The following is a 14,481-nucleotide window of genomic DNA, read 5'->3' on the forward strand; positions in this document are numbered from 1 at the left end:
GGGGAGCCGCAGGAGACGTCCCCAGGGCCGCCGCACCACTCGGTGCGGCGGCCCTCGCCGTTTCCACAGTCCCGTACGGCAGGATGTGCGGCATGCCAAGCGCAGAGGACACGAGCGTGCACCACGAGCGGCCCGTCGTACGGCCCACGCAACAGGACGAGATCGCGGCGGCCGGCAGCGAGCTGATCGGCGGCCGGTCGGGACGCTGGGCGAGGACCGGCACCAGCCCGCTCACACCCGTGCGTGTCGTCGCGCTGGTGGCCATCGGGATGTTTGCGCTCGGCATGGTGCAGAAGGCGCCCTGCTACAACTGGGCGTGGTTCAGAGGTGCCAGCTCGCAGTACACGCATGCCTGCTACTCCGACATTCCGCATCTCTTCGTCGGGCGTGGCTTCGCCGACGGCCTCGTGCCGTACTTCGACCGGCTGAGCGGCGACATGCAGTACCTCGAGTACCCCGTATTGACGGGTGTGTTCATGCAGGTCGCGGCTTGGCTGACGCCCGGCGGCTCCATGCAGTACCGCGAGCAGATGTACTGGATGGTCAACGCGGGCATGCTCATGATCTGCACCGCGGTCATGGCCGTGTGTGTCGCCCGTACGCACCGGCGCCGTCCGTGGGACGGGCTACTGGTCGCCCTGGCGCCCGCCTTCGCGCTCACCGCGACGATCAACTGGGACCTGCTGGCCGTCGCCCTGACGGCCGCGGCCATGCTCATGTGGTCCCGGCAGCGGGCGCTGGCGTTCGGCGTCCTCATCGGCCTCGCCACGGCCGCCAAGCTCTATCCCGTGTTCCTGTTGGGGCCGATCTTCGTGCTCTGCTGGCGCGCGGGCAAATGGCGGGAGTTCTTCGTGGCGACGCTCGGCGCGGCCGCATCCTGGCTGGTGGTGAACCTGCCGGTGATGGTGTTCGCGCCCGAGGGGTGGAAGAAGTTCTACACGTTCAGCCACGACCGGCCGCTCGACTTCGGTTCGTTCTGGCTGATCATCGCGCAGCGTGCCGGTATCTCCATCTCGGTCGACACCGTGAACAACATTTCGCTGCTGCTGACGATCCTGCTGTGCGCGGGCATCGGTGTGCTGACGCTGATGGCCCCGCGCCGGCCCCGCTTCGCTCAGCTGGCGTTTCTCGTCGTCGCGGCGTTCATCCTCACCAACAAGGTCTATTCACCGCAGTACGTGCTGTGGCTGATCCCTCTTGCGGCGCTGGCCAGGCCGCGCTGGCGGGACTTCCTCATCTGGCAGGCGTGCGAGGTCATGTACTTCCTGGGGATCTGGATGTACCTCGCGTACACGACGAGCGGCGACAAGCACCAGGGGCTGCCGACGGAGGGGTACCAGCTGGCGATCGCCGTGCATCTGCTGGGCACGCTGTACCTCTGCGCCGTCGTCGTACGGGACATCCTGATGCCGGAGCGGGACGTCGTACGCAGCGACGGGTCGGACGATCCGTCGGGCGGGGTGCTCGACGGGGCCGAGGACGCTTTTGTACTGGGACACGCAGCGACGCACCGGCCGCGGCACGCGGCGCACGCGGTCGAGGGACCGTGGGTGGAGTGGGGCGCGGCGCACGAATCGGCCACCGACTGAGCAGGGCCTCGCCGGAAGGCTGCGAGCCCTCGGCGAGACCCTGGCCTCAACGGTCGTTCTCCGGGTCGGCCCAGCGCCTCAGCGGTCGACGAGACGGTCGAACTGGGTGGTCGTGTGGCGCAGATGGGCGACCAGCTCGTCCCCGACCTTCGGCTCCGGCGCGTCCGCAGGTACGAACAGGATCGACACCTGCATGTGCGGCGGCTCGGCGAACCAGCGCTGCTTGCCCGCCCAGACGAACGGTGACAGGTTGCGGTTGACCGTGGCCAGGCCGGCGCGAGCGACGCCCTTGGCCCGCGGCATCACGCCGTGCAGGGCCTTCGGGGCCTCCAGGCCCACGCCGTGCGACGTACCGCCGGCGACGACCACCAGCCAGCCGTCGGAGGCGGCTCTCTGCTGGCGGTAGCCGAACCGGTCGCCCTTGACGACACGTGTGACGTCGAGGACGGAGCCCCGGTACTCCGTCGCGTCGTGGTCGCCGAGCCACAGCCGCGTGCCGATACGGGCGCGGAAGCGGGTCTGCGGGAACTGCTGCTGCAGCCGGGCCAGTTCCTCGGCACGCAGATGGCTGACGAACATGGTGTGCAGCGGCAGCCGGGCCGCCCGCAGACGGTCCATCCAGCCGATGACCTCCTCGACGGCGTCCGAGCCGTCCGTCCGGTCCAGCGGCAGGTGCAGGGCAAAACCTTCGAGGCGTACGTCCTCGATGGCGGCGTGCAACTGCCCCAGCTCCTCCTCCTTGACGCCGTGACGCTTCATCGAGCTCATGCACTCGATGACGACACGGGCCCCGACCAGGGCGTGCACACCGTCCACGGAGGACACGGACCGGATGACGCGGTCGGGCAGCGGCACCGGCTCCTCGCCCCGCCGGAACGGGGTGAGCACCAGCAGATCGCCGCTGAACCAGTCCTTTATGCGGGCCGCCTCATAGGTGGTGCCGACGGCCAGGGTGTCGGAGCCGAAGCGGATCGCCTCGTCGGCGAGCCGCTCGTGACCGAAGCCGTATCCGTTGCCCTTGCAGACCGGGACGAGCCCGGGGAACTGGTCGAGCACGGATTTCTGGTGCGCCCGCCAGCGCGCGGTGTCGACGTAGAGGGAGAGCGCCATGGCCGGTCCGGAACCTTTCTGGTGGCTGCGGTGTATCAGAGGTATGCGGAGCTTGATGAAGTGCCTGAGATCGTTGGCCTGCCTTCAGGCATGCCTGCTGAAGCACCTATTGAAACGAATGAAGCCGGTTTCGTCAGCGGCGCGACATGTACATATCGAGAGCCTTGTGGAGCAGCTTGTTGAGCGGGAAGTCCCACTCGCCGACGTACTCGACGGCTTCGCCGCCGGTACCGACCTTGAACTGGATCAGACCGAAGAGGTGGTCCGTCTCGTCGAGCGAGTCGCTGATGCCGCGCAGGTCGTAGACGGTAGCGCCCATCGCATACGAGTCGCGCAGCATGCGCCACTGCATCGCGTTCGAGGGCCGGACCTCGCGCCCGATGTTGTCGGATGCGCCGTACGAGTACCAGACGTGGCCACCGACGACGAGCATCGTCGCCGCCGACAGGTTCACGCCGTTGTGCCGCGCGAAATAGAGCCGCATGCGGTTGGGGTCCTCGGAGTTGAGTACCGTCCACATGCGCTGGAAATAAGAGAGCGGGCGCGGCCGGAAGTGGTCGCGGACCGCGGTGATCTCGTACAGCCGCTGCCATTCGGCGAGGTCCTCGTAACTGCCCTGGACGACCTCGACACCGGCCTTCTCGGCCTTCTTGATGTTGCGGCGCCACAGCTGGTTGAAGCCCTTGAGGACGTCTTCCAGCGACCGGTTGGCCAGCGGGACCTGGAAGACATAGCGAGGCTGTACGTCACCGAATCCGGCGCCGCCGTCCTCGCCCTGCTGCCAGCCCATCTTCCTCAGCCGGTCGGCGACTTCGAAGGCGCGAGGCTCGATGTGGGTGGCCTCGACGTCGCGCAGACGCTTCACATCAGGGTCCTGGATACCGGACTTGATGGCGGCCGCGTCCCAGCGACGGATGACGACCGGCGGGCCCATCTTCACGGAGAAGGCCCCCTGCTGCTTGAGATGCGCCAGCATCGGCTGCAGCCAGTCGTCCAGATTCGGGGCGTACCAGTTGATGACCGGACCCTCGGGGAGGTACGCGAGGTACCTCTTGATCTTGGGCAGCTGGCGGTACAGGACCAGGCCAGCGCCGACCAACTTGCCGCTCTTGTCGAACCATCCCAGATTCTCCGAGCGCCATTCGGTCTTCACATCAGCCCACGCCGGGACCTGGCAGTGACTGGCCGAAGGCAGACTCTGGATGTACGCCAGATGCTGCTCTCGGCTGATGGTCCTCAGGGTCAGGCTCATGTCGGGGCGCTCCTCGGCAGGTGTGTCCCCATCGGTCAGGGGCTCCGGCTCTCGCGCCGAAGCCTACTGCGACCGGGGAACGTCCCGTCTGGCCCTATGGGACCTTGCCGTCCCGGTGGAACCCGGCAGCCCGGTCCACCGGGACCTGGACGGCCCCGTGGTGTGGACCGGCGCCGGGTCCCGATGTGTTCGGCCGGGTCCGGGCCGGGATCAGCCGACCACGCCGCCGAAGAGGCCTCCATGGGCCATGCCCAGGAAGAATCCGATGGCGGACGCGCCCATGCCGAGGATCAGCGGGAACCTCTCGCGCGTGGTCACCGAGATGTACTGCCCGTACGCACCCGTCAGGATCCCGACGAGTCCGGCCCACGAGCTGATCAGATGCAGACTGTGGAACATCGCCGTCACGAAGGCGAGAAGGCCGAGAACGGCGGTCACCGCTACCAGGGTGTCCTGGAGCGGATGGGGCCTGCCGTCCGTGGCCAGCAGGGAAACGGCAGGGCGGGTTCGCGTTGTCTGTGCCATGGAGTACCTCCTGGCCGAAAGGCGGCGCATGGTGTCGCCGCTCACACCCGATGTGTACAGATTGCGTCTCCTGAGCACCGGATTTCAACCGGAAGCCGGTGTGCGGGTACTCTGTACGGTCTGCACCGGTGTCTGCCCAGGCCAGCACATCAGCTCCTCTCGATGGAGGGCGTTGTCAGTGCCGGCTGTTTTACTCGGAGACACTGTTGCTTTACGCATCACGACCCTCCTGCCACGGAACGACCGTGGCCGCTGAGTCCAAAGGAGGTGGGTTCCACATGCGTCACTACGAGGTGATGGTCATCCTCGACCCCGATCTCGAGGAGCGCGCTGTCTCCCCGCTGATCGAGAACTTCCTCTCCGTCGTCCGTGAGGGCAACGGAAAGGTTGAGAAGGTCGACACCTGGGGCCGTCGTCGTCTCGCTTACGAGATCAAGAAGAAGCCCGAGGGCATCTACTCGGTCATCGATCTGCAGGCCGAGCCTGCGATCGTCAAGGAGCTCGACCGCCAGATGAACCTGAACGAGTCGGTCCTCCGGACCAAGGTCCTCCGTCCCGAGATCCACTGAGCATCTAGCTCAGCGGTCATCGGGTTCGAGTAGCAGCAAGCAGCCAGAAGCAATCCCCGCCGAGAGGTTCACCCATGGCAGGCGAGACCGTCATCACGGTCGTCGGCAATCTCGTCGACGACCCCGAGCTGCGCTTCACCCCGTCCGGTGCGGCGGTCGCGAAGTTCCGTGTCGCGTCCACTCCCCGCATCTTCGACCGGCAGACCAATGAGTGGAAGGACGGCGAAGGCCTGTTCCTCACCTGCTCGGTCTGGCGACAGGCGGCGGAGAACGTCGCCGAGTCGCTCCAGCGAGGCATGCGCGTTGTCGTGCAGGGCCGGCTGAAGCAGCGGTCGTACGAAGACCGCGAAGGCGTGAAGCGCACGGTCTACGAGCTGGACGTCGAGGAAGTCGGCCCCAGCCTCAAGAGCGCCACGGCCAAGGTCACCAAGACCACCGGTCGCGGTGGCCAGGGCGGCCAGGGTGGTTACGGCGGTGGCCAGCAGGGCGGCGGCAACTGGGGCGGCGGTCCCAGTGGCGGTGGCCAGCAGGGTGGCGGCGGTGCTCCCGCCGACGACCCGTGGGCCACCAGCGCGCCGGCCAGCGGCCAGCAGGGCGGGGGTCAGCAGGGTGGCGGAGGCGGTTGGGGCGGAAGCTCCGGCGGTTCCGGCGGTTCTGGTGGCGGCTACTCGGACGAGCCCCCCTTCTAGGGAAGCTCGTACCCCCACTTCTTGATCACACAGGAGAAACACCATGGCGAAGCCGCCTGTGCGCAAGCCTAAGAAGAAGGTCTGCGCGTTCTGCAAGGACAAGACCCAGTACGTGGACTACAAGGACACGAACATGCTGCGGAAGTTCATTTCCGACCGCGGCAAGATCCGTGCCCGCCGCGTCACCGGCAACTGCACGCAGCACCAGCGTGACGTCGCCACGGCAGTCAAGAACAGCCGTGAGATGGCGCTGCTGCCCTACACGTCCACCGCGCGATAAGGGAAGGGTGACCGAATAATGAAGATCATCCTCACCCACGAGGTCTCCGGCCTCGGCACTGCCGGCGACGTCGTCGACGTCAAGGACGGGTACGCCCGTAACTACCTGGTTCCGCGTGGCTTTGCCATCCGCTGGACCAAGGGCGGCGAGAAGGACGTGGCGCAGATCCGCCGCGCCCGCAAGATCCACGAGATCGCGACGATCGAGCAGGCCAACGAGGTCAAGGCCAAGCTCGAGGCCGTGAAGGTCCGTCTGGCTGTTCGCTCCGGCGACGCCGGCCGTCTCTTCGGCTCCGTCACCCCGGCCGACATCGCCTCGGCGATCAAGGCTGCCGGTGGCCCGGACGTCGACAAGCGTCGCGTCGAGCTCGGCTCGCCGATCAAGACGCTCGGCGGACACCAGGTGTCCGTGCGTCTGCACCCCGAGGTTGCGGCGAAGCTCGGCATCGAGGTCGTTGCTGCCTAAGGGCAGAGCTCACCAGAGCAGGTGAGGGGCCGCACTCCATGGGAGTGCGGCCCCTCGTCGTTTCACGTGAAACAGGCTCCGCGGCCGGTGGTCAGCGGGTGGCCCCGGTGACGATCCACTTGCCCGAACGAGTCCGCAGCCAGAGCGTCACCATGCGCACTGTCATCATCAGGGCCATCGCCCACCACAGCGCCGTCAGCCCCCCGCCGATCGTGGGCACAAGCAGGGCGACCGGAGCGAAGACGGTCAGAGTGATCAGCATGGCCCAGGCGAGGTAACGGCCGTCCCCCGCGCCCATGAGTACACCGTCCAGGACGAAGACCACGCCGGCGATCGGCTGGGACAGTGCCACCACCAGCAAGGCCGGGATGAGTGTGTCCTGCACTGCTCCGTCGCGGGTGAAGAGCGGGATGAACAGGGGTCTGGCGAGCACGATCAGTGCCCCGAGCACCACACCCGAGGTAATGCCCCACTGGACCATGCGACGGCATGCCTCACGTGCGCCCTGGGTGTCATTGGCTCCCAGATAGCGGCCGATGATGGCCTGCCCGGCGATGGCAATGGCATCGAGGGCGAAAGCCATCAGGCTCCACAGGGAGAGGATGATCTGGTGGGCGGCGATATCGGTGTCGCCAAGGCGTGCGGCGACGGCGGTGGCGATCATCAGTACGGCACGGAGCGACAGCGTACGGACCAGCAGGGGGACGCCGGCCTGCGCGCTGGCCCTGATCCCTGTCGCGTCGGGGCGCAACGAAGCCCCGTGCCGACGCGCTCCCCGTACCACCACGATCAGATAGGCGGCAGCCATCCCGAACTGGGCGATCACCGTGCCCCAGGCCGATCCGGCGATGCCGAGCCCGGCGCCGTAGACGAGACCCACGTTGAGGGCGCCGTTGGCCGCGAAGCCGCCGATGGCGACATAGAGCGGGGTTCTGGTGTCCTGCAGGCCGCGGAGTACGCCGGTCGCGGCCATCACGATGAGCATGGCGGGGATGCCGAGACTGGATATCCGCAGATAGGTGGTGGCGTACGGGGCGGCGGTGTCGGAGGCGCCGAAGATCCCGACGAGCCAGGATGCCGAGGGAAGCGTCACGGCTATGACGGCGACGCCGAGGAGCAGGGCCAGCCAGATGCCGTCCATGCCCTGCCGTATCGCGGAGGCAAGATCGCCTGCCCCTACCCGCCGGGCGACCGCTGCCGTGGTGGCGTACGCGAGGAAGACGAAGATGCTGACGGCGGTGGTCAGCAGTGCCGCGGCGACGCCCAGGCCGGCCAGTTGCGGTGTGCCCAGATGGCCGACGATGGCGCTGTCGACCAGGACGAAGAGCGGCTCGGCTACGAGTGCGCCGAAGGCGGGGACGGCGAGCGCGATGATCTCGCGATCGTGCCGTCGACGGCTGGAGTGCGAGGTCGCTGGGGCCAGGGTCATGGGCGCCAATCTAACCTTCCACAGGTAACGGATGCAATGCGATAGTGATCCTTACATTTACCGGTGCGTTGTGTTCTTCTGCACCTGGTTTGCCGTGATCTTGTGCCGAGTCGGAAAGTTTTTCTCCCCCACAGCCCGTGGACGGAGAAAGGCCAGGTCACGGCAGTGGTCAGGGCGGCGTTATGAGTTTGTCCACAGTGCTGTCCCCCGCTCCGTGCACAGGTTCTGCGGAGTTCTCCACAGCATCTGATCCGTCGTCCACATGCCCTGTGGATAACCAGATTGGCGGACGGTGCCGGGGCGCCTACCGTGGACCGGCGCCCACACCCCGTTTCAGCCCTGGAATCCCACAGAAGCTCGACGTGATGGAACCGGAGTCGAGCGTCTTGATTGTCGGTGCTGTGCCGTAAGAAGGAGTGGCACGGCGAGGGTCCGCGGAGCGGACGGGAGGAGGTGGCCGGTGAGTATTCCCGAGCCTTTGGACGACCCCTGGACCGACGCCGGTCCCAGTGACCGTCTGCCTGTTTCTCGCCAGCGTCGCGGTGACAGCCGGGAACGTGGTGAGCAGCACGACCGCGGCCGGGAGAGCAGCGGCTGGGACAGCGGATCGCCCGGCTTCGAGCGTGTACCTCCGCAGGACCTCGACGCCGAGCAGTCGGTTCTCGGCGGCATGCTGCTGTCCAAGGACGCCATCGCCGACGTCGTGGAGATCATCAAGGGGCACGACTTCTACCGCCCCGCCCATGAGACCGTCTTCCAGGCGATCCTCGACCTCTATGCCAAGGGCGAGCCGGCCGACCCGATCACGGTCGCGGCCGAGCTGGTCAAGCGCGGCGAGATCACCAAGGTGGGCGGCGCCCCCTATCTGCACACTCTCGTCCAGTCCGTGCCGACCGCGGCGAACGCTTCGTACTACGCGGAGATCGTCCACGAGCGGGCGGTCCTGCGGCGGCTCGTCGAGGCCGGCACGAAGATCACGCAGATGGGATACGCGGCCGACGGCGACGTCGACGAGATCGTCAACTCCGCGCAGGCCGAGATCTACGCCGTCACCGAGCAGCGCACCAGCGAGGACTATCTGCCGCTCGGCGACATCATGGAAGGCGCACTCGACGAGATCGAGGCGATCGGATCGCGCTCCGGTGAGATGACCGGTGTACCGACCGGCTTCACCGACTTCGACGCGCTGACCAATGGCCTGCACCCGGGCCAGATGATCGTCATCGCGGCACGCCCGGCCATGGGTAAGTCCACGCTGGCCCTGGACTTCGCCCGGGCCGCTTCCATCAAGCACAACCTGCCCAGCGTGATCTTCTCCCTCGAAATGGGGCGCAACGAGATCGCGATGCGTCTGCTGTCCGCCGAGGCGCGGGTGGCGTTGCACCACATGCGCTCGGGCACGATGACCGACGAGGACTGGACGCGGCTGGCCCGTCGGATGCCGGATGTCTCGGCCGCCCCGCTCTACATCGACGATTCGCCGAACCTGTCGATGATGGAGATCCGGGCGAAGTGTCGTCGTCTGAAGCAGCGGAACGACATCAAGCTGGTGATCATCGACTATCTGCAGCTGATGCAGTCCGGTGGTTCGAAGCGGGCCGAGAGCCGTCAGCAGGAAGTCTCGGACATGTCCCGAAACCTCAAGCTGCTGGCGAAGGAGCTGGAGCTGCCGGTCATCGCGCTGTCCCAGCTGAACCGTGGTCCTGAGCAGCGCACGGACAAGAAGCCGATGGTTTCCGACCTGCGTGAATCCGGCTCCATCGAGCAGGACGCCGACATGGTGATCCTGCTGCACCGCGAGGACGCGTACGAGAAGGAGTCCCCGCGAGCGGGCGAGGCGGACCTGATGGTGGCCAAGCACCGTAACGGTCCGACGGCGACGATCACCGTGGCGTTCCAGGGCCACTACTCACGCTTCGTGGACATGGCGCAGACCTGAGGTGTGCCCGGCGGAACATCGCCGGGTCCGTGAGCTGGGTGAGTTCCCCGGTGGGCCGCGTGTGACGCACCGGGGGCCGGGATTAAGCGAGGGCGGCCCGGCCATGCTTGCCGCGTTCACCCGACGTGGTCACTCCGTCGGGATGATCCGCGTGACGATCGTCTCCACCAGCCGGTCCAGGTCGCGGTCGGCGGTGTCGCTGCCGGTGAGCATGCCGGGCAGGGTGAAGTGATCCAGCAGCAGGCCCGTCATGGCGAGGTAGAGCACGAGGAAGGCATCGGCATCGCCCGGCAGGCCGGCCTCCCGGTGGAAGCGGGCGTTCTCGTCCAGGTCGGCGCGAACAGTTCGGTTGAGGTGGTCGCGGAGGGCCGGCCGACGGGTGGCCTCCAGGCGTAGTTCCAGCATGGCGAGATAGCCGGTGCGGTCGTCCGCCATGCGCTGCACCAGCCACTGCATCAGCTCGGTGACCAGCTCGCGTGAGGGCGTCGGGCGTATGGCCTCCTCGACCCTGTCCGGGTCCGGTGTCATCCGGTCGGTGATCCGGGCGCCCGTCTGCATGAACAGATCGTCCCGACTGGCGAAGTAGTTGGACGATGTGCCCACAGGGACGCCCGCCCGTGCATCGACCGCGCGGAAGGTGAGCCCTCGTGCGCCCTCGTGCGCCAGCACCTCGATGGCCGCGTCGACGAGCGCCGTCCTGCGCTCGGGGTTCCTGACCATGCGTATCTCCGCATCCTTCGGCTCATCGGTGGAAAGGGATTGCTCAACCACTACATATGAAGCACTATAAGTGTAGTGGTTGAGCGCTACGCCAACCCTCATCGAACGGGGACCTCGTGCGAAAGCTGACCTACTTCATTGCCTGCTCCATCGATGGCTTCATCGGGGACCCGGGCGGCGACGCGTCGTCCATGTATCCGTTCGTGAACGAGGAGTTCATCGAGTTCCTCACATCCCAGTATCCGGAGACGGTTGCGACGGAGGGCCGCCGCCAGCTCGGCTTTCACGACGCCGAGAATCAGAAGTTCGACACCGTGATCCAGGGAAGGGGCAGCTATCAGCTGGCGCTGGACATGAACATCACCAGTCCGTACGCCCAGCTGCGTGAGCTCGTGGCCTCGCGGACCCTGAAGGAATCGCCCGACCCGAACGTCGAGCTCATCTCGGACGATGTGGTCGGCAGGGTGCGGGAACTCAAGGCGGAGGACAGCGGGCTCGGAATCTGGCTCTGCGGCGGCTCACAGCTCGCGGGGGAGTTGCTCGACGAGATCGACGAGCTCGTGATCAAGACGTATCCGCTGGTCTATGGATCGGGCATGCCCATGTTCGGTTCGGATTTCGCGGCCACCGAGTTCGCGCTGGAGTCGGTGCGTATCTTCGACAACGGGGTGTTGGTCAGGACGTACAGCCGCAAGCGTTGACCTCTCGGCCCGCATACCGCGAAATGAGGTCGCCACGGAGCGGTTGCGCCGGTACTTGTTGACCATGACCTACCACTCAGAAGAACTGCTTCCCGGCACACAGCGTGCTCTGCTGCACCGCATTGCCACTGCGCAGGCCGAAGGCCGGGCCCCCTCACTCGTCGCCGCGGTGCAGCGCCGGGGCCGGACCGTCTGGAGCGGCTCCCGCAGCTGCGTCGACGGCCATGGCCCTGACGCCGATACGCAGTTCAGGATCGGTTCCCTCACCAAGACCTTCACCGCCGTACTGGTTCTGCGGCTGCGCGACGAGGGCCTGCTGGATCTCGACGACCCACTGGAGAAGCATCTGCCCGGCACAGGCGTCGGCGGTGTCAGCATTCTTCAGCTGCTCGGCCACAGCGCGGGACTGGGCGCCGAGTCGCCCGCACCCTGGTGGGAGCGGACGCCGGGCACGCTCCGTCCCGAACTCGCCGATGTCCTCGGTGAGCAGACCCGGATGCATCCTCCGGGCCGGCGGCATCACTATTCCAACCCCGGCTACACACTGCTCGGCGCGCTGATCGAGGCGGTGCGCGGGGCATCCTGGGCGGAGGTGCTGGAGCGCGAGATTCTGGAGCCGCTGGGCATGAGCCGTACTTCCACCCAGCCGCAGGCGCCGCACGCGGGTGGCTGGGCGGTGCATCCCTGGGCCGATGCCTTGCTGCCCGAACCTGCCGAGGACCTCGGCCTGATGGCTCCGGCAGGGCAGCTCTGGTCCACGGCCACCGACCTCCTCCGGTTCGCCTCCTTCCTTGCCGAGGGGGACGACCGGGTTCTCGGCGCCGCCTCGGTGGAGGAGATGCGCGCGCCGTCGGCGCCGCCCGAGTCCGGTGACTGGGAGGGCAATTACGGTCTCGGCCTGCAGGTTGTACGCCAGGACGGGCGCACCCTTCTCGGGCACACCGGTTCGCTGCCGGGCTTCCTGGCAGCGCTCTGGCTCAGCACCGAGGACGATGTGGCTGCGGTGGTGCTCACCAACACCACCTCGGGACTGTTCGTCGGTGAGGTCGCCGCAGACCTCGTGGGGATCGTCGCCGAGGCCGAGCCCCGTATCCCGGAGCCCTGGCGTCCGCTGACCGAGGTCGACGCGGAACTCCTCGCCCTCACCGGTCCTTGGTACTGGGGCACGCGTCCGAACATCCTGCAGCTGACCGCGGACGGGGGGCTGACACTGCAGCCGCTGCGTGGCAGTGGCCGCGGCGCCCGCTTCGTCGCGCAGCCTGACGGCAGCTGGATCGGTCTGGACGGGTACTACGCCGGGGAGACGCTCCGCGTCGTCAGAGCCGGCGACGGCAGCGTGAGCCACCTCGACCTGGGGTCGTTCGTCTTCACGCGTGAACCGTACGACCCTGCATCGGCCGTCCCCGGTGGGGTGGACGCAGGGGGCTGGCGAGGCCTCGGCGCCTGAGTGTCACGCCGTCACGGCCCTGTGCCGCGTCGGCGTCAGGTTTCACGTGAAACGCGACGCGTGGTGACCGATACAGGCCGTCGACGCGGACCGCTCAGGCCGTCAACTCCCTTTCCAATGGCGTACGGAAGCGCGGAGTGATCCGCGTTTCACCCACCCATCCCGACAGCCGGGACGCCTCCGCCTCGATCGCGGTGGTGGCCTCCCGGCCGGCGTCGGTCAACAGCCGCCACACCGTCTCACCGTCGGTGCGCTGAGCCCAGCCGCCCACGATCCGGCCGTTCCACCACACCGTCGGTCCGACATTGCCGGCCCGGTCGAATAGTGGCGCCCGGTACTCGGCCGGAAAGTGGAAGCCGCGATCGGCCCAGCCCATCGCGCTCGGGTCGAGGGCCGGCAGCAGCGCCGCCCAGGGTTCCAGCACCGGTTCGGGTTCCGTGTCCCCCGGCGAGACCCAGCCTGTGGCACCGTTGTCGAGCCGGACCTCCTCGGCTCCGGCGGCTTCCAGCGCCTGGCGTACCTGGCCCAGGCTCCAGCCCGTCCACCACTTCAGGTCGGCCTCGGTCGCTGGGCCGTACGAGCGGAGCCAGCGCAGGGCCAGTTCCGCCTGTGCTGCTGCGGGCTCCCGGGCGGGCCAGGGCTCGGCTGCTGTCCATCGGAACTGGCTGGACGTCCAGGAGCCGCGCGGCCTGTCCCTGCGGATCAGGCCGTCGGCCGCCAGCACTCGTATGACGCGTGTGGCGACGCCCTGCACCGTCTCCTGCTTCTTGCCGGGAAAGACCGTGATCTTCGTACGCAGCGCCGGTACGGCGGCGGACAACTCACTGCCGGTGGCGGAGCCGCGAGCCGTCAGGGCGGCGAGAGTCTCCTTCTCCGTCTCGGCGAGCCAGTGCGCATCCAGTCCGTGCCCGTCGTCCCGCAGGTGCTTGAGGAAGGTCCGGCGCTCCTTGGCGGCCACGGCCCGGGCGTTCGACGCGTCAACGTACGGGGCGAGCCCGTGCGACACGGTGAAGAGGGTGTTGCGCATGGAGAGCAGCCGGACCAGCGAGACATCCTCGTAGAGAGCCCGTTCCACCGTGCCGACGCTTGCCGCGGACAGCCGGGCGCAGACGGAGAGGAAGACCGTGGCCGCGTCGGTGGCGTGCAGAGCCACGACCGCGTCGGCCACGGACTCCGCCGACGCTGCCCATACGGAGGGTGCCAGGAGATGGCGCCGGCCGAGCCTGGTCCGGCGCTGTGCGTCGCTGATGCCGTGCACCGGGACCTCCTTCGGTCCTTGGGATCCCGCCGTCCGGCTGGGAGCAGCGGTCAGAGGGCGAGCTTGAAGCCCACATGACTGGCGATGAAGCCGAGTCGCTCGTAGAAGCGATGCGCATCGGTCCGGGTCCCGTCGGACGTCAGCTGGACCAACTGGCAGTCCTGGCGCCGGGATTCGTCCACGGCCCACTTGATCAGCCGAGTGCCGAGTCCGCTCCCGCGCTCATCGGCACGGACACGGACGCCCTCGATGATCGAGCGCGTCGAGCCGCGCCGGGACAGTCCGGGGATCACGGTCAGCTGCAGGGTCCCCACGACAGCGCCGTCGCGTACGGCGACGACCAGATGCTGGTTCGGGTCGTGGGCGAGCCGCTGGAACGCGGCGCAGTACGGGGCGAGGTCGTCCGGTGACTCACGCTGTGCGCCCAGTGGATCGTCCGCCAGCATGGCCACGACGGCCGGGATGTCGGTGAGGGCGGCAGGCCGTATCTCCAGATCGCTCATGATCG

General features: G+C 67.6%; 15 protein-coding genes. 8 read left to right on the top strand and 7 right to left on the bottom strand.

The features are described from left to right. The first annotated feature begins 92 nt into the window (after window positions 1-92). A complete protein-coding gene (locus OHA03_RS13910; RefSeq protein WP_267004126.1) occupies window positions 93-1,589 on the top strand; it encodes a glycosyltransferase family 87 protein in 1,497 nt (498 codons plus the stop codon). A 78-nt stretch (window positions 1,590-1,667) separates the two neighbouring features. Here OHA03_RS13910 and OHA03_RS13915 read toward each other — a convergent pair whose 3' ends face one another. From OHA03_RS13915 to OHA03_RS13925, 3 genes are all read right to left on the bottom strand, one after another. Continuing rightward, window positions 1,668-2,699: an alanine racemase gene (locus tag OHA03_RS13915; protein ID WP_030973776.1), complete on the bottom strand. Its 1,032-nt coding sequence runs from the start codon at window positions 2,697-2,699 to the stop codon at window positions 1,668-1,670. 133 nt (window positions 2,700-2,832) lie between these two features. Next, window positions 2,833-3,951: a peptidoglycan bridge formation glycyltransferase FemA/FemB family protein gene (locus OHA03_RS13920; protein WP_267004130.1), complete on the bottom strand. Its 1,119-nt coding sequence runs from the start codon at window positions 3,949-3,951 to the stop codon at window positions 2,833-2,835. Window positions 3,952-4,161: 210 nt separating this feature from the next. Beyond that, window positions 4,162-4,476: a hypothetical protein gene (locus tag OHA03_RS13925; RefSeq protein WP_267004132.1), complete on the bottom strand. Its 315-nt coding sequence runs from the start codon at window positions 4,474-4,476 to the stop codon at window positions 4,162-4,164. Between the two features lie 278 nt (window positions 4,477-4,754). Between OHA03_RS13925 and rpsF the strand changes: the two genes are divergently transcribed. From rpsF to rplI, 4 genes are all read left to right on the top strand, one after another. Beyond that, a complete protein-coding gene (rpsF, locus tag OHA03_RS13930; RefSeq protein WP_030930552.1) occupies window positions 4,755-5,045 on the top strand; it encodes a 30S ribosomal protein S6 in 291 nt (96 codons plus the stop codon). Window positions 5,046-5,119: 74 nt separating this feature from the next. Next, window positions 5,120-5,734 (top strand): single-stranded DNA-binding protein, encoded by a 615-nt coding sequence (locus OHA03_RS13935; protein ID WP_267004134.1) that lies wholly within the window; start codon window positions 5,120-5,122, stop codon window positions 5,732-5,734. 43 nt (window positions 5,735-5,777) lie between these two features. Next, window positions 5,778-6,014 carry a 30S ribosomal protein S18 gene (gene rpsR, locus OHA03_RS13940; protein ID WP_003967857.1) on the top strand — a complete coding sequence of 79 codons (237 nt, stop codon included), beginning with the start codon at window positions 5,778-5,780 and terminating at the stop codon, window positions 6,012-6,014. Window positions 6,015-6,032: 18 nt separating this feature from the next. Next, window positions 6,033-6,479, top strand: coding sequence for a 50S ribosomal protein L9 (gene rplI / locus OHA03_RS13945; RefSeq protein ID WP_030930556.1), 447 nt, complete (start codon window positions 6,033-6,035; stop codon window positions 6,477-6,479). A 91-nt stretch (window positions 6,480-6,570) separates the two neighbouring features. Here rplI and OHA03_RS13950 read toward each other — a convergent pair whose 3' ends face one another. Beyond that, complete coding sequence (locus OHA03_RS13950) at window positions 6,571-7,908, bottom strand: MATE family efflux transporter (RefSeq protein ID WP_267004138.1); 1,338 nt, start codon at window positions 7,906-7,908, stop codon at window positions 6,571-6,573. 478 nt (window positions 7,909-8,386) lie between these two features. Here OHA03_RS13950 and dnaB point away from each other — a divergent pair, with 478 nt between their 5' ends. Further along, window positions 8,387-9,847 (top strand): replicative DNA helicase, encoded by a 1,461-nt coding sequence (gene dnaB, locus OHA03_RS13955; RefSeq protein WP_267008045.1) that lies wholly within the window; start codon window positions 8,387-8,389, stop codon window positions 9,845-9,847. 129 nt (window positions 9,848-9,976) lie between these two features. On the opposite strand, the gene OHA03_RS13960 is transcribed toward dnaB, so the two are convergent. Beyond that, window positions 9,977-10,567, bottom strand: a complete 591-nt coding sequence (locus OHA03_RS13960) for a TetR/AcrR family transcriptional regulator (protein WP_267004140.1) — start codon at window positions 10,565-10,567, stop codon at window positions 9,977-9,979. Between the two features lie 116 nt (window positions 10,568-10,683). Between OHA03_RS13960 and OHA03_RS13965 the strand changes: the two genes are divergently transcribed. Beyond that, window positions 10,684-11,268 (top strand): dihydrofolate reductase family protein, encoded by a 585-nt coding sequence (locus OHA03_RS13965; RefSeq protein WP_267004142.1) that lies wholly within the window; start codon window positions 10,684-10,686, stop codon window positions 11,266-11,268. Window positions 11,269-11,332: 64 nt separating this feature from the next. Next, window positions 11,333-12,715: a serine hydrolase gene (locus OHA03_RS13970; RefSeq protein ID WP_267004144.1), complete on the top strand. Its 1,383-nt coding sequence runs from the start codon at window positions 11,333-11,335 to the stop codon at window positions 12,713-12,715. 94 nt (window positions 12,716-12,809) lie between these two features. Here OHA03_RS13970 and OHA03_RS13975 read toward each other — a convergent pair whose 3' ends face one another. Continuing rightward, complete coding sequence (locus tag OHA03_RS13975; protein WP_267004146.1) at window positions 12,810-13,973, bottom strand: winged helix DNA-binding domain-containing protein; 1,164 nt, start codon at window positions 13,971-13,973, stop codon at window positions 12,810-12,812. 50 nt (window positions 13,974-14,023) lie between these two features. Next, window positions 14,024-14,476 (bottom strand): GNAT family N-acetyltransferase, encoded by a 453-nt coding sequence (locus OHA03_RS13980; protein WP_267004148.1) that lies wholly within the window; start codon window positions 14,474-14,476, stop codon window positions 14,024-14,026. Between the last annotated feature and the right edge of the window lie 5 nt (window positions 14,477-14,481).

Origin of the sequence: Streptomyces sp. NBC_00154 (assembly GCF_026342835.1) — a bacterium.
Classification (GTDB): domain Bacteria; phylum Actinomycetota; class Actinomycetes; order Streptomycetales; family Streptomycetaceae; genus Streptomyces.